Source organism: Lysinibacillus sp. Ag94, assembly GCF_023242215.1.
GTDB lineage: Bacteria > Bacillota > Bacilli > Bacillales_A > Planococcaceae > Lysinibacillus.
Map to the genome: position 1 here is coordinate 3,139,050 of NZ_CP096780.1, position 17,744 is coordinate 3,156,793.

Here is a 17,744-nt window from a genome sequence, read left to right on the forward strand (position 1 = left end):
GAATTGATTTCATCCAACCAAGCGCTTTCTTAGGGACATCATGAGTCGTCCAGCATTGTTAATGAGCCTCTTAAGTATGGTAAAAAGTTATTAAAAAGCTTGTTCCTTTATTCGGTTCACTTATGACTTCGATTTCTCCCTTTCCTTTTTGTACAATTTCTTGTATTAAAAAAAGTCCAATGCCTCGACCTTTATTCTCTTTTGTCGAATAGCCATTATCAAAAATATGTGCCTTGACTTCATTCGTCATGCCTATACCATTATCCGTTACTAATATTGCCAGCACGTCCTCATCTTCATCAACAGAAACATGAATTTTTTTTTCTTCAATTTGTACATCCCTTAATGCATCAAAAGCATTTTCGATTAAGTTACCAAATAAAATAACGAAATCATGATGATCTAAATTGTTAGGAAATGTTGTCAAACGGCTTTCCCTATCAATCTCCAGTAGAATTCCCTGTTCTTTTGCATAGGAAATTTTACTAAGCAATAGCCCGGAAATATTTTCATTTTTAATCCGTTCATTTAGAAAGTTTGTAATTTCATCGTGTTCTTCTTTTACTTGTGTTAAATAAGAAAGTGCTTGTTCATGATGTCCAAGTTGTAATAGACCAGCAATTGTGTGCAATTTATTTTTATGCTCATGTGTTTGTACGCGTAATGCTTGTACAAATGCCTTAACACCCGTTAGTTCCTCTGCAAGCTTTTTCACTTCTGTACGATCCTTAAACATGGCTACAGCCCCAACCGTTTTTCCATTAACTTGTATTGGAATACGATTACTCATAATATTGTTTTCATTAATATAGAGCTCTCGATTAAAAATGGGTTGATCTAACTCCAATATTTCCGGTAATCGCGTATCAGGTAAAACGTCAAAAATTTTCTTCCCTATTAATGTTGAAGGTTTTTTGTGAACCCCCAAAATATCACATGCTTTTTCATTAAATATTGTGATTGTCAAATCATTATCAATAGCAATGATCCCTTCATGCATCGCGTTAAATGTTTCGGTTCTTTCTACATACATTTTAGCAATTTCGTGGGGCTCTAACCCAAACATTTGCTTTTTCATATGAAGCCCTAATGTATGAGCCCCCCATGCACTAAAGAACAAAGATAATAAAATAGTAATCATTAATTCTGTTTGAATAGATTGTAGCAACTCTGGCACAGTTAAAACACTATAGCCTACTACTACTACGCCTATTTGTTTACCTTCTTTACTCATGATTGGGACGAATGCTCGTACCATATCTCCATGTTCACCATGTGCAATGGATGTATAATAATGCTCAGAAAACGCAGCGTTTAGATCTCCTGACTCCGAGATTTGCCCAATCTCCCCTGTATTTGGATGTGAGTATTTACGCCTTTCCATATCTAATACAACAATATATTGTGCGCCATTTATATCACGTATTTCCTCCACTACAGGATTTATGTGTTTCGTAGCCTCGTTAAAATTTTTATTCGATATGTAAGTTTTTAGCTCGGGAAGCTGTGATACTGTTTTTGCCACAAGTAAAGCCTGATCTCCAAGCTTATCCTTTTGCACAGTCATGACGAACCCTAGCAAAAATGTTCCACCTATACTAAAGGAGAGCATGAGAATAAAAAAAGTCAGAGACATAATTTTTCTCTTCATCGATATTTTTTGAAATTTCAAGATGTACGCCTCCCTCTTACTATATTTTAACTTACTCCATATGTTAGAATAACAAAAACATCAGAAAATACGAATAAATTAGGTGTAATAGATGAAAAAATTTATTATTGGTACAATTGCAACTGTTTTATTGTTAACGATAGCATTTGGTGTTCAACAAGGCTTACTATTCGCCAAGCCTCTTCCCTATGACGATGAGCAAAAAGGTTTGAATACGCAAATTACGATTCATTTAAGTCATGTTGTTGCTGAGAATACACCAAAAGGACAGGCGGCAAGTAAATTCGCCGAGCTTGTTGAGAAAAAAACAAATGGCAAGGTGAAGGTACACGTTTACCCAAACTCCTCCTTGTTTAATGATGAAAATGAGTTTCAGGCTTTGCAAAATGGACAAGTAGAAATGATTATCCCTACTTTCTCAAAGATGACATCCTATATACCAAATTGGCAGGTTCTTGATTTACCTTACCTTTTTAATACGGATGATGAAGTACATGAGGTACTGACAGGTTCGATCGGTGAACAATTGTTAAAAGAGCTTAAGCCTTTTCATATTAAAGGACTGGGCTTTTGGCATAATGGCTTTAAACATTTAACCTCTGTCGATCACCCTATTCATACATTTGAGGATTTAAAAGGCTTACGTGTCCGTACAATGCCAAGTAAAACCCTTGAAAAGCAATTCGAGGTAGTTGGGGCTACACCAATCCCGACTTCTTTTAGCGAGGTTTTTACTGATTTAGAATCGAATACGATTAATGCTCAGGAAAATACAGCGTCAAATATTTATTCTAAAGGTTTCTATAAAGTGCAGAAACATATGACATTAACTAAGCACGGTATTTTAGGATACGCTGTTTTAATGAATGACAAATTTTGGAGATCCTTACCTTCAGCTATCCAACAACAGATAATGGAGGCTATGAAAGAAACAACAGACTGGCAGTTTGAACAAGCAGTAGAAATGAACGAAGAAGATTTGCAAAAACTTAAGCAACAGGAAAACTTTGAAATCTATACGATGAGTAATAAGGAACGCCAACGCTTTAAGGACAAACTAGCGCCTGTTTATGATTTTTATAGAAACAAAGTACAAGAAAATGATGTTTTATCGGAAATTGAAAAAATTGTTTCTCCTTAAAGTATTACTGTGCGATTCATACTTTTGTTCATTAATGATAAAATCCTCACTAGCGTGGGGATTTTTTCTTGTGTATTATAATAGTTTCTAAAATTACAAAACTACTATAAAACAGTTAAAACCCTTGATATCACTAGTTTTATTGATCTCCCAACTAAAATTGAACAAAATGAACAATAGAAACTTTACGGTCATAAAAACTATTGTCGGAAAATTTCAGCTAAGATAACTTCATGAAAGCGTTCACATAATATTCATAAACAGTGTTAGGGGAGAACTTTATGCGTATAAATTTTAAAAACTTAACAGTACAAGTCCTGATTGCTATTGTGCTAGGTATTATTGTAGGTGCTACGTTCCCTGAATTCGGAGCGAAGTTGAAAATATTAGCAGATATTTTTATTAAATTAATTAAGATGTTAATAGCTCCTATCATTTTCTTAACAGTTGTTATTGGAATTGGTAGTATGGGCGATGTAAAAAAGGTTGGTAAAATTGGCGGGAAGGCATTAATTTATTTTGAAATTGTCTCTACTTTCGCATTAGCGATCGGTTTAATCGTTGTCAATATCGTAAAACCTGGTAAAGGCTTTAATACAGCTGCTGCGAACGGTGCAGATGTTTCCCAATATACAGAGGCAGCAGCCGCTACAGAGCATGGAATTGGTGCATTTATCATGCAAATTATACCTGATAATGTTGTCGGAGCACTTGCAAATGGCGAGTTATTACCTGTTTTATTCTCCGCTGTTTTATTCGGCATAGCTGCTGCAGCTATTGGTGAACCCGCTAAACCAGTTATTAAATTTTTCGAACAAGTTGCAGATATATTCTTTAAAATTGTTAATATGGTCATGAAAGTTTCCCCGATTGGTGCATTTGGCGCTATGAGCTACACAATCGGAAACTTCGGACTTAAATCACTAGGAAACTTAGGATTTTTAATGCTTTCCGTTTATATTACAATGTTTATCTTTATCGTAGTCATCATTGGTCTTATTACACGTTACTTTGGATTCAGTATCTTTAAGTTTATTAAATATATTAAAGATGAAATTTTTATCGTTATTGGAACATCATCATCAGAATCTGCCCTACCTTCGATGATGCGTAAATTAGAAAACTATGGTTGCTCTAAACAAGTTGTTGGGCTTGTTATTCCAACGGGGTACTCCTTTAACTTAGATGGTACGTCCATCTACTTATCTATGGCGGCTATTTTTATCGCACAAGCTTATGGAGTGGATTTAGATGTTTGGCATCAAATTACATTACTAGCTATTTTAATGCTAACATCTAAAGGTGCAGCCGGTGTAACAGGCTCTGGCTTTATTACACTCGCAGCAACATTAGCAGCATTCCCAATGATTCCAGTAGAAGGGATTGCCCTTTTAATCGGGGTCGACCGCTTTATGTCAGAGGCTCGCGCCGTTACAAACTTAATTGGTAATGGTGTAGCAACAGTTGTCGTTTCAAAAATGGAAAAAGAATTCGATACAGAGCAAGAAAAACGTGCTCTTGCAGGAGAAGTCACAACTCAACATTAAAATGAAAGGCTGTCCGGTAGTGAGGAAATTCACATTATCGGCCAGCCTTTTTCAGTGTTAAACTCCATATTCCATTAATGTACACCATTTGTTGCTTGCATAAAAAGTCAATCTAACTTTTCGAAACTGCATTATTCTAATTTTTCAATTGATTCGCCATTAATTCTATTAATTTTTTTCTTTTTTTATCATTCACTATTAATTTTTCTACTCTTCTTTTACTTTCTAAATAGGATCTAACTTTTCGATTCGTATATAATAAATGTCTATACTTTTCGTTTTCATATAGTTCTTTAAACCAATTTTCACTTAATAAATAATTAATATGTTTATCAATTTTCTGGGTATCTAATGCATTACTTCCTTGTGGCACTAATCCTGATAGTAGGTCTTCTATCATTGTCTTAATCCCCCTTATATTAAAATAAACCTTTTTTCATAGAGATATTCCGCGATGACGGCATTATTTTTTACTTTCGTTAGCTGATCAAACGCATTCCATTCATACGAATATACACCATCACTTATTAAATTTCCATCATCATCGGCTTATACGACTGCTGATAATTCACATATACTAATTAATTAGCTCCATTATATTGGTATGTACCTGCTTTACTCACCGTTTTTGAAAGACGATTACCAACCTGATCATAGATGTAATTCATTTGCATATCATCGTCATCATACGTTTCTTATGTTAATTGATTTAAAGTATTATAGTCTTTTTGTTCAATGGATTTGATATTGTTATTAGTGTCTTACTTATACGCGAACTTATTCCATTCCTTTGTAATCTAGCCGACCTGATTTATAAACTTTTGATCATTTACTGCTATTTGCAAAATTAGTATCTTTTAATTACCATGTAGTTAATAAAAATGATCCGACCTTTAAACCGTTTGAATGGACCTCTTTAACTATCAAAATTTTTATTGAAGATGAAACCTAGCGTAAAGCTTCTCCGTATAGTAAGTAGATTGGAGGCTTTTTTATGACTACATTTACCCTTACCTATCCAAAAGCTTTCGAAAGCTTTTCAAATATTCCTATTGTGAATGAACAACATGAGACTGTTTGTGTGCTACAAAAGGTGGAACGTTCATCCGTTGGAAAAGTAATCAATGCTGTTATGCTAGTTGCTGCACAACAGTCATTACCACATCGCTACGAATCACGCACTACGTTAGGAGCACCACTTTTTCAAGTGCAATCTACACTACTAACAAAGGGTGTTAGCCATCAGCTTATTATGCCAGATGGATCCATTTTACCGATACAACGGAAGACGGTTCAATTACTTGAATCTTCCTACTCTTTTACAATGGATGGACTCGCTTTTCGCTTTGAAAGGGATTTTACTTCAACCGCCTATTTATATTGTAATGATGAAAAAATAGCAAGCGCTAGTAATCTAGAAACTGAGCTTGTGCGTACTGGTATAGCTTTTAAACTGTTTAACTCTGACGATACTCTCTTTGTTGCTTTGCTAGCAACTCTGTATCAGGCATTATTCTCTATGAGTAATTAAGTGATTGTATACATAACATACGGTTTAAATAGATGATGAACAAAGAAACTCCTAATATTAGGAGTTTTTGTGCTTACTTGTCGCGGATTTCCCGTAAAAGTTAGCTCTTTTATGCCTTTTACTACTACTAGAATCAATCAATATCTTCCGGGACACGAAATAAATTCGCTTTGTTTTGACCATTTTACGCAGCTCTTCTATAAAAGGAGTACACTAAAGAGGTAGAAATACTATACATTTGGAGGCATTTAACATGGATACAAAAGCAGCAGACATTAAAAATTTAATGACGCTAGATTTACTTGTTCAAATTCTAGAGGAACGCGGTATTATGACAGAAAGAGAGTTACAAGAACGTCTCACTAATAACGTTAAACTTTCCTCTATGGATGCAGATTTAAAAGAAAAAGTCATTGAAGAAATAAAACATTAATGAAATGGATGGCATATCAAAAAGGGCTGCTTCCTAAACAATAAAAATAAAGTAAGCGGCCCCTTTTTAAATATGCACTTTTAATTCCTTCACATGTACAGCAGTACCTGTTATCGAAATATTCAGGTTCCCCTCATCGTTTTTTACATATACATGGACACGCCCATCCTTCCCAAGCTCCTGACCTTGTTTACAATAAATGTTTTTGGCAATTGAGTTTCCGATCGATATAATTTGCAAAATATGCTCCCATTACACCAGAGGCTGTACCTGTAGGTATATCTTCAATTGTTCCAGAATAAGGTGATGAAAAATGTCGTGCATGCATATCTGCATACTTATCAAATGCCTTTAAGCAAAAAGGATGCACGGATGCTTTTGGCATTTCTTTAAGGACATCCGGAAAATCTGTAGTTTGTGGAGTCATTTTTTCAAAGTAAGATAAATTTTTTATAGGTACTAGCAATGTCCAAATTCCCGTACTTCCATAGACTATCGGTAATTCAGGATGTATCGCTTCCTCTGTTAGTCCAATGGATTGGGCAAGCTACTTTTCCTCTCTTTATTTAAGTTTTACAGCAAAGCTTGGCTACGCTAAAACTAACGTGCCCAGCCTTTCAAACGTCCATAATATACCTTATTTAATATCCAATTTCCTTACATTAATGGATACGAATTCACCGAGGAAAGTTCCATTATTCTTAAAATGATTATATAAAATAATTATATAAAATATAATAAAAAGAATTAGCGCAGAGACTCTTTGCCTCAGCACTAATTCTTAGTTTTAGAACAAGATAAAGGTGTTTAATTCTCTACTCAGCTTTCCTTACTTCTTGTTCAATTATGAAACCTGTAAATTCATCTGGCGCTAATTGCTTTTTCGCTCTCATAGCTATTAAATAGACAATCATAGAAACAATTAAAGATTGCACTGCAGGTAAGCCCATTTGATTAACATATTGGGAGTAGTAGCCTACAGCCACTGCTGCAACTACAGCAATCGTAGCCACCCAGTTCCAGCCCTTAATTTCTTTCCATTGCTTATTGCGAATAAAGAAAAAGTCAGCAAACATTACTCCCGCAATTGCTGGATAAAGTAATGCAGTTAAGTATAGGAAATCTGTGAAGTAATCTAGAATCCCCATCAGCGCGATAATAATCGCAATAATTGTACCAACAAATGTAATGAAAGCCCGTCCTTTTCCGGAAGTAACATTTAAAACGTTTGCTAATGCTAGACCCATACTATAATTATTAACAAGCTGTGATGTCCAAGTTGCTAACCATAAAATGAAGAACCCCCAAACTGGGAAACCTAGATTCATCATGACATTAACGATATCAGCATCGCCCACTCCAACAGACATGATTGCACCTACGATAAATAACGGGAATCCGATTAAAACGATACCACTTGGAATTAATAAGTTATCTTTCCATAATGGCTTTGCATAGCGTGTATAATCGGATGCAATTACCCATTGCGAGACATTTACGCCAATTATAAGACTAATTGCTGCTGTTATAGTCATCGACTGTTCAGGATTCCAAGATGAAATTGTTTCCCATCCTGTATTTTTTAGCGCCAAGTAAATGCCACCAACAATTAATAGCAATCCTGATGGAACAGCTAAATAATCTGTCCATTTCATAGAACCGTAACCGATAATTGAAGGTGCTGCAAAAGAAAGACCTGCTATAGTCGTGATCACTGCCCAAGCTATCCAATTATGCTTATAGTCGATTCCAAACATGGCAGCAACTGCATTACCAGCAACAGCCGTTTGCAAGGCCCACCATCCAAGAGAAACTACAAATATCGTTAAGCCAACGATTAATTTAGCTTGAATAGTACCAAAGCTTGTTTTTGCTATTACGGAAGATGGAAGACCTGTTTTAGCCCCGATATAGCCTTGTAATGTATTACCTAACCATTGAAAACCAAATAATGCGATAATCAAAATTAGCAGAATTTTGCTTAACCCAAAACTTGCTGTTAAACTAGCTCCTACCATTAAAACTGGAATTGTAAACTCCAGGCCACCAAAAATCATGGTTGGTGTAATCCAATGCTGACGATCAGTTTCTGGTATTGCTGTTAATGCTGGGTCTTTACCAAGCATTGATGTTTTTTCTGAATTCACTTCATTTTCCATTTCTACTTAACCTCCTTACTTTATCCAATGCTATTATTTTAGTATGTTTGATTCTTTCTTTATAAATCAGAATATTCAATCTATTTAATATCTAATAATGCATAAACAAGCTCCACTGTTTCTTCACTATCATTCATACACCAATGCGGTTCCCCAGCTGGAATAAAGGATGCCTCCCCTTGAGAAATTCGATAGTTTTTCCCTCCAGATTCTCCTGTTAGAGAACCTCTCACAATAAAGGAGTACTCATTCTCTATATGTGATGTAGTTCCCGATAATGGCAATCGTTCACCAGGTTTTATTTTGACGAAGCCAAACTTAATTTCGCTTTCTTTATACTGATCTTGAAATAAATTTTGCTGAACAATATCTTCTTGCATAATCTCTTTAATTATCATGGCAGTTCTCCTTATACTAAGCATTTCGTTTTGGCAGTTCCTCGTAACTATAGTCCGTTTCATCTACTCGAACACAAAAGAATGTTTCCGCTTCCTCCTTCGAAAAGTAGCCATTTTTAACATCGTGCGCTACTTGTGCAGCTGGGCGATTACGCGGATTTCCATAGCCTCCACCAGTACCAGTTATTAATTGAACTACATCGTTTTTATTTAATTTATATCTTGGGTATACACCATATGGACCATCAATTTCACCAGATGCTTTTTTAATGTAAAACTCATTTGGTGAACCATATTTGCCATTATCAATCCCCCATGGTAAAAATTTATTCCGTCCAAATGTTACAGTCACCGCTTGATTATCTGTCATTGCTCTATAGGAACGAATTACCCCTTTACCACCAATATATTCTCCAGCACCTGCTCCATTTCTATCCTCTCTTAAGCTATATTCATCAATTAATACGCCATAGCGTGTTTCTGCTACTTCTATTGGTACATTGTAAGTTTCACCATCTGAAAAGCAGAATTGTCCAGATGCACCATCTGCATCATTTCCACCACCCCATCCACCTACAGATGGTTCAACGATTAAGAATGGATCTCCTGTATCATGGTGTGTACCGCTTAATGTCACTGCACAAACCGATAAAAATTGACCAGCTGTTAATCGACTCGGAATGTGTGGAGCTAACGCCTTCCATACTAAATCTAAGCTACCAAGCAATGTTTCAAAGTAATTGGAAACAGGTACTGGTCTTTCGGCAGACATAATTGATTGTGGAGCAACGATAATTTTTAATGGCTTAAATACACCATCATTAACATCTTGAGCTGGATTTGTAATAGCTAAAAAAATGCCACGTACAGCTGATACTAATCCAGTATAAGAACAATTGACTGGACCCGGTACTTGTGGCGAGCTTCCACTAAAATCACAAATAAATTCATCATCTGTAATGGTTACCTTAACTTTAATAGGAAATGGTCCATTTCCTATGCCATCAGTATCGATAAAATCCTCCGCATAAAATTCACCCTTTGGAAGCTTCACGAGCTCTTGTTTTGCCATCAATTCACCATGTGCTAAATGATAATCAATCGCTGCTAAAATAGTTTCTACTGAATGTTTATCACATAATTCTTTGACGCGTTTTTCACCTGTTCTAAGAGCAGCAACTTGGGCAAACATATCTCCTAACGACAGGTCTGGAAATCGTACATTTGACCGAATAATTTCGACAATTGCCTCGTTTAAATTACCTTCGTTATAGAGTTTTATACACGAAAACTGAAGACCTTCTTGGAAAATATCTACCGAGTCATTGGTAAACGAACCTGGGTCCTTACCTCCAACTTCTGTCCAGTGGGCCTTATTCGCAGAAAAAGCAATCAATGTCCCTTGATAAAAGATCGGCATAACGAGTCCGACATCTGACAAATGGGAACCCCCTCCTTGATAAGGGTCATTGATAATAATAATATCCCCTTCCTTTAATTTATCACCTGGATATTTTTTTAACGTTTCCTTAACCATAAAAGTCAGCATACCAATGAAACCTGTAACACCATTACCCTGTGTTAGCAAATTACCCTCTGCATCTGTTAAGCCACTCGCATAATCTAAAACCTCATAGATAATAGGACTCATAGAAGTTCGAGCCAAAGCAACGAACATCTCATCTCCAGCAGATAGCAGCGCATCTTTCACAATTTCTAATGTAAAAGGATCCATTTGCGTGTTCAATGTAAACATTATTTTTCCTCCTTTTCAATAACGATGTTTCCATAAGCGTCTATATAAAGCGACTGACTTTTATAAATCACAGTAGCTGCAGCTTTTTCTTCTACGATAACTGGACCTTTTATCTTCTCTCCAATCGGTAATAACTCGCGATCATAAATATTTGTTTTCACCCAACCATCCTGCTCATAATAAACATCACGTTGTTCTAGCAAAGCATCTTGTAAGCTACTATGACGATTTATTGTCTTCAGCTTCGGCTTATGAACCTTACCAAAAGCTGTCACATGGATATTGACAATTTCTGTCTCTGCTTCCGGCAATTTAAACGAAAAATTTTTCTCATGTAAATGATTAAAATCTGCAATCGCTTCATCAATTGTTGCTTGATTCCATTGACCACCATCTACAGGCACTTTAACAGTGTGTTCTTGACCTAAATAGCGCATATCGGCAAAGCGTTGAAAAAACACTTTGTCCTTACTCATACTCTCAGTTTCAAATTGTTGAATAGCATTACTTTCAATCTCCGCCCATACTTTATTCATTTCTACTAAATCAAGTTCATACATTCGTTTAATATATGTTTGTATATAATCGTGGCGTAAATCTGTCATAAGCATTCCCCATGCAGAAAATACAGGTGATGCAATTGGAATAATGACTTTTTTAACGCCTAATTCAAGTGCTAAAGCAGGGCCATGCATCGAACCACCTCCACCAAATGCAATCATTGTGAAGTCTTGAGGATTATGACCTTTCCGAATTGAAATTAACTTTAGTGCATTTAGCATATTAGAATTCGCAATACGAATTATCCCGAGTGCAGCTTCTTCAGCAGACATGTTAAACCGATTCCCTATTTTTTTCTCAATTACATTTTTAACATTATCGAGATTGACATTAAAATCAAAATTTTCCGGCGTCAATCTACCTGTTAATAAATTGGCATCGGTTGTTGTTGGTTCTGTTCCACCTTGTCCATAGGCAACTGGGCCAGGACAAGCGCCTGCGGATTGTGGTCCCACTTTTAAAGAGCCTGCACTATCTATCCAAGCAATAGAGCCACCACCGTTACCAATCTCTACAATATCAACAACAGGAGTTTTAATCGGATAGCCTGCATGACGATTATCTTTCTCAATATAATAATCTGTTGAAACCTTCACTTCGCCATTTTCAATTAAAGAGCACTTCGCTGTTGTCCCCCCAATATCAAAAGCAATAATATTTTTTTCATCTAATATTTCACCAAGTACAGCTGCACCTAAAATACCAGCAACTGGGCCAGACTCCACCATGTTTATTGGGGAACGCTTTGCATTATCAAACTTTGTTGTCCCCCCATTTGATTGCATAACATAGCTTTGTTCAATATTCACTGTTTCCTGTAATTTTTGCTCAAGACGATCAATATATGTTGTAGCAGTTGGCTGCACATAAGCATTCAATACTGCCGTATTTGTTCGTTCATATTCACGCCATTCTTGTGTAATTTCACTTGAAGCAGTTACTTGTATCTCTGGCCATAATTCCCTAATTTTTTGCACTGCCGTTTTTTCATGTTCATTGTTAACATAAGAATGTAAAAAGGAGACGGCAATCGCCTCTACCTGCTCTTTCTTAAAGTAGTCCACGATTTCTTCAAGCTCAGTAACATTTATCTCTTCTAATACTTGTCCTTTATAATTAAGTCTCTCAGTTACTTCTCTACGTAAATAACGCTCTACAAACGGTTGTGGCTTTTGGTACTTGACATTAAACAAATCTGGCCGATTTCCACGTGCAATTTCTAATACATCTCTAAAACCTTTTGTTGTAATTAACCCCGTTTTGGCTCCCTTACGCTCTGTCAATGCATTAATGATTACCGTAGTACCATGGATAAACATTTCTAATTGTGTTTGATTAATAGCACTTTTTTGAATGACATCTATGACTCCCTGTTCAAAAAATGGCGGCGTTGTATTACTTTTCTCATAGCCAAAGTTCCCCTGCCCATCCACATATACTAAATCAGTAAATGTACCCCCTATATCTGTTGCAACTCTCATTTCATACACCCAACCTTCCTTATTATTTTTTTAGAAAATTACTGGCGTTAAAACAGATAAAACAATACTTTCTTCATTCAAAGGATTTTCCCATGTATGTGGTACTTCAGAAGGATAATGAATCGTCTCACCTTCTCGAAGAAAATATTCCTGTCCACCTACCTTAAAAAGTACTGCACCTTTTAGGACATAATAGAACTCTTCACCGGGGTGAATTGATTCTTGATTTTTTTCTATCTGACCTGGAGCAAGCTTTACTAGTAATGGCTCAAGATTTCGACCACTAAAATTACCATTGAGACGCGTATACTCTACTGAAGACCCTTCTAGTTTAAAAGGTTTGCGATCCTCCTCCTTCACAACATACGTATTATTTGAAACCGATTCAAAAAAATAAGTGATAGGTACTGAAAAAGCATCAGCTATTTTTTTTAAAGAAGTAATAGCTAATGATGAGGAACCTCTTTCAATTTGTGACAGAAAGCTAATCGATAGATTAGTCTTTTCGCTTAAGTTTTTTAGCGTCATGTCTTGCTCTATTCTCGTTTTTTTTATGATTTGATGTATTTCTTCCAAATAGCCACCTCTTTTTTAATTACACTGCAATTTTTAAAGTATAAGTGAAATTTTTTTAATAATATCACACTATTTTCTAAATAGAAAGATAATTCAGATTATTATACTGTATTTTTCGACAAAATTAGATAATTCTCTTAATCTGTGAATATCATAAAAACTTTTAGTGCAACAATATAAATCTCCTGCTAGTAATCATTGATTTATGCAGACATGTATCATCTTTATCCATTTTTATTAATTTTAAGCGCTGATTTCCGCTAAGGACTACTCGCTTTCTTCGGGAGAAGCAGAGTGACAGCGTACTCGGGTAGCCCTATGCTGTAATCAGCTAAAAATGGTCATAAACACGCAAAACATCAGTAAAAATCATTTTATTAATAACCCTTTATTTACAAATGCCTATTCTTTTTGTTTTAAACCATGCAATAACAAATGCATAAAAAAAGCAATATGCACTCCTTACAGTACATATTGCTAAAGCTTTTATCGAATTGTTTTTAATGCTGTTGCCCAAGGAATAAGTTGATCAAGCATTTGATTGACTGAATCTATTTGCACATTCTTCGGTTTAAAGACCGTGCCGTTTTCGAAGTCAGTAAATAAGGATAAAGCAGGATGGACGCGAACATCCGCTACTAACAATTCACCAAGAATTCCACGTAAATGTTCAGCTGCTCTTGCACCACCAACAGAACCGTAAGAAACAATACCTGCCGCCTTATTATTCCATTCCACGCGTAAGTAGTCTAATGCATTTTTTAATGCCCCAGTAATAGAATGGTTATACTCTCCAACGATAAAAACAAAGCCATCACATGCAGCAACTTTTTGTGACCATGTAGCTGCTCCTGAAGCATCTCCACCTGGCTCACCTAGAAGTGGTAGTTTATAATCCGCAATATCAATAATTTCATATTCCGCATCACCGCGTTTTCCAGCGACTTCCTTTACCCATTCGCCCACTTGTGGACTTAAACGACCTTCACGCGTACTCCCTAAAATTACCCCTATTTTCAACATGTTGTTCCTCCTTCATTCATCCCTCTAATTGTGACCGAATCATTCATTTAATACTAAAAACGGTTCTCTTAGCCATGTTGTACAAGGTTAATGAAACCAGTTTTTTACTTCGAATTAAATTATCTTTAATCCAAGATAAAAATATCATATACTTATAAAAATTTCCAGTTATTTAATTCGGATTAACTTATTTTATTTTAATTGGTCTTTCTAATGCTTCTAATGCTGCAAGTTCATCCTCAATCGATGCATATTGTCTTTCTATGACATATTTTGCATCCGAGATTGCCGCATTATAAATATGTGGAGCAATATTTTCCTTTATAAAGTCTAATATTCTTTCTGCTTCAAATTCTGTAATATCCTCATCACGATTATTGTAGAAAAAACGTTGAATATCAGCGATTATTGTTTCCTGTTGTTCTTTTGTTAAACGAATAAACAACCCAAAAATCCCCTCTCATAGCAATTTATACTCACCTATCATAATACTCTAAAATTAATTCATGCATACATAAAAAGACTGAATTATATTAAATACTATAATTCAGTCTTCATATTCCGTATTATGTCAATTATATTAAAGTTTCACAATAAATTATGTTTGGCTCTTCGGCAAAACGAGGGGTTGATTTCCGTTCCGGCTGGGCGCTTTGTTGCTGCCGCTTCGCTTTCGCGCAGAGCAGAGCTTCCTGGGGCGTCCGGTGAGCCGCTTCACTCGCGAAGCTCGCTCCAGGGTCTCAGGCCAACAGATGTTTTTTGCGCGAAAGCGTGAGTGCAACGTAGCGAAAGCAGCACGATGTTGATCACGAAGGCGTTATCACAGGATGTGATGCTTTTAGCCTTCGTTCCTCTATTGCTGATCCCCAAGGAGTCGCCCAGCCTCCACTACAATCAACCATTTAGCATGTATCTATTGGCATGTTGCTCTTATTAATAATGATACAACGAAACAGCGACGGCATCTTTGTGCGAAATCTTAGCGTTAGCAATAATAGGTTTACAATTGCGTCACTGTTATAAGCCTTTTCTGTTTGATTATGGTGAATAGTAATAGTGTTCACTTTTGAAATAAATAAAATTTATAAAAGTTATACGCTATTGCTGATTGGGTGGAAGGCTACTCGACTCCCGTGGGAAAGCGAGACAGGCGAGACCCTGAGGCCAACACGATGTTGGTCACGAAGGCATTGTCACAGGATGTGACGCACTTAGCCTTCGTTCCTTTAGCGGAGGACGGCTCGACGCTCGCCCACAGGAGAGCGAGTAGCCTGGAATGGAAATCACCCTCATTTTTAGAGCACAACATTCACAAAGATTTCCTTAAGCGTTTTGTTTTCTACACAAAAAGACTGAATTATATTAAATACAATAATTCAGCCTTGTTATTCTTACTGTTTACATTTAAATGAATAGTTTGTTGATAGGAAATTCTTTTCCTTTGAGACGATGGCTTCTCCACCGCCTTTTTCACATTGCTCTGTCATAGTATCAATTTTTTTGGCATTCATCGTATTCGTCATCAATGTCAATCCTACCCCAAACACAGCAATCAGCAAACCAACTATCATCCATAACTTGCCGGCCTTATTGCCAGCAGGTCTTTCATTCGCCATAGATATTCCCCTCTCTTACACGAATAAAAAAGGTTCTGTATGAATAGTAGATTGTACAAATTCAACAGAGTATTTTTTATCCTCACACATTCTTGCCATCTTGTTAGCTACTCCTGCAATCATCACTTTCTCCACATGATGTCCTGGATCTACGATTTGTAGACCAATTGCTTGAGCGTCCTGTGCAGTATGGAAATACATATCTCCTGTTAAAAATACATCTGCCCCAGCTCGCTTCGCAGAATAGATATATTTATTGCCGTCGCCACCGACAAGCGCAACTTTTTTCACCTTCGACTGTAAATCACCAACAACGCGGACAGCGGGTACGTCTAGCTGCTGTTTAACGAATTGCGTAAATTCATGAAGCGTCATTTCTTGTGGTAAATAACCAACTCGTCCTAAGCCCATTACATTCGTTTGCTGGTCTAAGCGAATGATATCATAAGCTGGTTCTTCATATGGATGTGCGTTTAACATTGCCTTTAATACACGATTTTTTATAGATTCCGGAAATACAACTTCTACCTTCACTTCTTCTTCAACATGTAATTCACCAATAGAACCCACATGTGGATTTGCACCTTCTAGTGCACGGAAACGCCCTTCTCCTAATGTAGTATAACTACACGCTTCATAATCTCCAATACGACCTGCTCCAGCTTTTGCTAATGCCTCACGTAAATCAGTGGCATTTGTAATCGGTATAAAAACTGCTAGCTTCAACATATTTTCCGCATATGTTTCTTCTAAAATAGAACGGTTTTCAAGCTGTAGAGCATCCGCTAGTAAATCGTTAACACCGCCTTCAGCTACATCTAAATTCGTATGTGCAGCATAAACGGCAATATCATTTTTTAGTAGCTTTTCATATAAACGCCCAGCTGGATTGTCCGTACGAATATTTGAAAGTCGTCTAAAAATCGGTGGATGATGCGCTATTATTAGCTCACATCCTTGAGCAATAGCTTCCTCAGCTACTGCTTCATTAACATCTAATGTGACTAATACTTTACTGACAGGTTTATTTAATGTACCGATCGCAAGACCTATTGGGTCATTTTCCATACATGCTAGTTTTTTAGGCGACCATGATTCGAACAATTGTATAATTTCCTGACCGTTAACTGTTTTCATCTCATAGAACCCCTTCCACTAAATTGAGTAGAGCTATTAACTCAGCACGTTTTTCTTCAATTTCAGGTGTTTGATCTGCCCCTTCAATGGACTTTAATACACGCTGCCAATTTTCTTTTTCACGTGACCATTTTTTTATAAATGATGGTGATTTTCGTTGCATTAATTTCGGACCAAATAAAATTTCCGGTTCCGATAACGTCATTGTGCTTCTTTGCAAAACAAGAATTTCATAAATTTTTTCGTCTTCCTCTAAAATTTCTTCGTCCTGGATTGCCCAATTATTTGCTAATGCCCATTCGCGAATCACTTTAGCATGAATATTTGGTTGCAAAATAAGCCTTGTTACCCCTTGCAATTTTTCAGGATGCTTCTCCAAAATGGAAACAATAAGAGGTCCACCCATTCCGGCAATCGTAACTGTATCTACATGGTCAGCTTCTTCGACAGCCGCTAAGCCATTCGCGAGCCGTACTGTAATTTTTTCTGTTAAGCCTTCTTTTTGCACTTGTCCAACTGCTGATTCAAATGGTCCTTTCACAACTTCCCCTGCTATTGCGTAAGAAGCAATACCTTTATGAATTAAGTAGCATGGCAAATATGCATGGTCGCTACCAATATCGGCTACAATTGCACCAGAGGGTACATATTTTGCTACTGTTTCTAATCGCTTTGATAATTTTTGTGCGTTCATTTATTTTTACCGCCTGTCT

General features: G+C 36.5%; 17 protein-coding genes. 4 read left to right on the forward strand and 13 right to left on the reverse strand.

The window, feature by feature from the left end; genetic code table 11:
* Positions 1-70: 70 nt before the first annotated feature.
* The gene (locus tag MY533_RS14545; RefSeq protein ID WP_248719219.1) at positions 71-1,612 is read right to left on the reverse strand and encodes an ATP-binding protein; all 1,542 of its coding nucleotides are present in this window, start codon (positions 1,610-1,612) and stop codon (positions 71-73) included.
* 151 nt (positions 1,613-1,763) lie between these two features.
* Here MY533_RS14545 and MY533_RS14550 point away from each other — a divergent pair, with 151 nt between their 5' ends.
* Both MY533_RS14550 and MY533_RS14555 read left to right on the forward strand, forming a co-directional pair.
* Positions 1,764-2,813, forward strand: a complete 1,050-nt coding sequence (locus tag MY533_RS14550) for a TRAP transporter substrate-binding protein (RefSeq protein ID WP_248716535.1) — start codon at positions 1,764-1,766, stop codon at positions 2,811-2,813.
* A gap of 281 nt (positions 2,814-3,094) precedes the next feature.
* Positions 3,095-4,360 carry a dicarboxylate/amino acid:cation symporter gene (locus tag MY533_RS14555; RefSeq protein WP_248716536.1) on the forward strand — a complete coding sequence of 422 codons (1,266 nt, stop codon included), beginning with the start codon at positions 3,095-3,097 and terminating at the stop codon, positions 4,358-4,360.
* Positions 4,361-4,496: 136 nt separating this feature from the next.
* Here the strand turns inward: MY533_RS14555 and MY533_RS14560 are convergent, their stop codons facing one another.
* The gene (locus MY533_RS14560) at positions 4,497-4,760 is read right to left on the reverse strand and encodes a hypothetical protein (protein WP_248716537.1); all 264 of its coding nucleotides are present in this window, start codon (positions 4,758-4,760) and stop codon (positions 4,497-4,499) included.
* A gap of 594 nt (positions 4,761-5,354) precedes the next feature.
* Here MY533_RS14560 and MY533_RS14565 point away from each other — a divergent pair.
* Both MY533_RS14565 and MY533_RS14570 read left to right on the forward strand, forming a co-directional pair.
* The gene (locus tag MY533_RS14565) at positions 5,355-5,891 is read left to right on the forward strand and encodes a tubby C-terminal domain-like protein (RefSeq protein WP_248716538.1); all 537 of its coding nucleotides are present in this window, start codon (positions 5,355-5,357) and stop codon (positions 5,889-5,891) included.
* 253 nt (positions 5,892-6,144) lie between these two features.
* A complete protein-coding gene (locus tag MY533_RS14570; RefSeq protein ID WP_132356806.1) occupies positions 6,145-6,324 on the forward strand; it encodes a hypothetical protein in 180 nt (59 codons plus the stop codon).
* 190 nt (positions 6,325-6,514) lie between these two features.
* Here the strand turns inward: MY533_RS14570 and MY533_RS14575 are convergent, their stop codons facing one another.
* The 11 genes from MY533_RS14575 to MY533_RS14625 form a co-directional block, all read right to left on the reverse strand.
* Positions 6,515-6,859 (reverse strand): PhzF family phenazine biosynthesis isomerase, encoded by a 345-nt coding sequence (locus MY533_RS14575; RefSeq protein ID WP_371873357.1) that lies wholly within the window; start codon positions 6,857-6,859, stop codon positions 6,515-6,517.
* Between the two features lie 280 nt (positions 6,860-7,139).
* Complete coding sequence (locus MY533_RS14580; protein WP_248716539.1) at positions 7,140-8,483, reverse strand: purine-cytosine permease family protein; 1,344 nt, start codon at positions 8,481-8,483, stop codon at positions 7,140-7,142.
* 80 nt (positions 8,484-8,563) lie between these two features.
* Positions 8,564-8,881, reverse strand: a complete 318-nt coding sequence (locus MY533_RS14585; protein WP_248716540.1) for a cupin domain-containing protein — start codon at positions 8,879-8,881, stop codon at positions 8,564-8,566.
* A gap of 16 nt (positions 8,882-8,897) precedes the next feature.
* Positions 8,898-10,637: a hydantoinase B/oxoprolinase family protein gene (locus MY533_RS14590; protein ID WP_248716541.1), complete on the reverse strand. Its 1,740-nt coding sequence runs from the start codon at positions 10,635-10,637 to the stop codon at positions 8,898-8,900.
* Positions 10,637-12,679, reverse strand: a complete 2,043-nt coding sequence (locus MY533_RS14595; RefSeq protein ID WP_248716542.1) for a hydantoinase/oxoprolinase family protein — start codon at positions 12,677-12,679, stop codon at positions 10,637-10,639. Before MY533_RS14595 ends, MY533_RS14590 begins: the two co-directional genes overlap by 1 nt.
* A gap of 30 nt (positions 12,680-12,709) precedes the next feature.
* Positions 12,710-13,255 carry a helix-turn-helix domain-containing protein gene (locus tag MY533_RS14600; protein ID WP_248716543.1) on the reverse strand — a complete coding sequence of 182 codons (546 nt, stop codon included), beginning with the start codon at positions 13,253-13,255 and terminating at the stop codon, positions 12,710-12,712.
* A 486-nt stretch (positions 13,256-13,741) separates the two neighbouring features.
* Complete coding sequence (locus tag MY533_RS14605; protein ID WP_248716544.1) at positions 13,742-14,278, reverse strand: NADPH-dependent FMN reductase; 537 nt, start codon at positions 14,276-14,278, stop codon at positions 13,742-13,744.
* Between the two features lie 187 nt (positions 14,279-14,465).
* Positions 14,466-14,723 (reverse strand): DUF2164 domain-containing protein, encoded by a 258-nt coding sequence (locus MY533_RS14610; protein ID WP_248716545.1) that lies wholly within the window; start codon positions 14,721-14,723, stop codon positions 14,466-14,468.
* Positions 14,724-15,669: 946 nt separating this feature from the next.
* Complete coding sequence (locus MY533_RS14615; RefSeq protein ID WP_248716546.1) at positions 15,670-15,894, reverse strand: hypothetical protein; 225 nt, start codon at positions 15,892-15,894, stop codon at positions 15,670-15,672.
* 15 nt (positions 15,895-15,909) lie between these two features.
* Positions 15,910-17,031 (reverse strand): Nif3-like dinuclear metal center hexameric protein, encoded by a 1,122-nt coding sequence (locus MY533_RS14620; protein WP_248716547.1) that lies wholly within the window; start codon positions 17,029-17,031, stop codon positions 15,910-15,912.
* Between the two features lies 1 nt (position 17,032).
* Positions 17,033-17,725 (reverse strand): tRNA (adenine(22)-N(1))-methyltransferase, encoded by a 693-nt coding sequence (locus tag MY533_RS14625; protein WP_248716548.1) that lies wholly within the window; start codon positions 17,723-17,725, stop codon positions 17,033-17,035.
* Between the last annotated feature and the right edge of the window lie 19 nt (positions 17,726-17,744).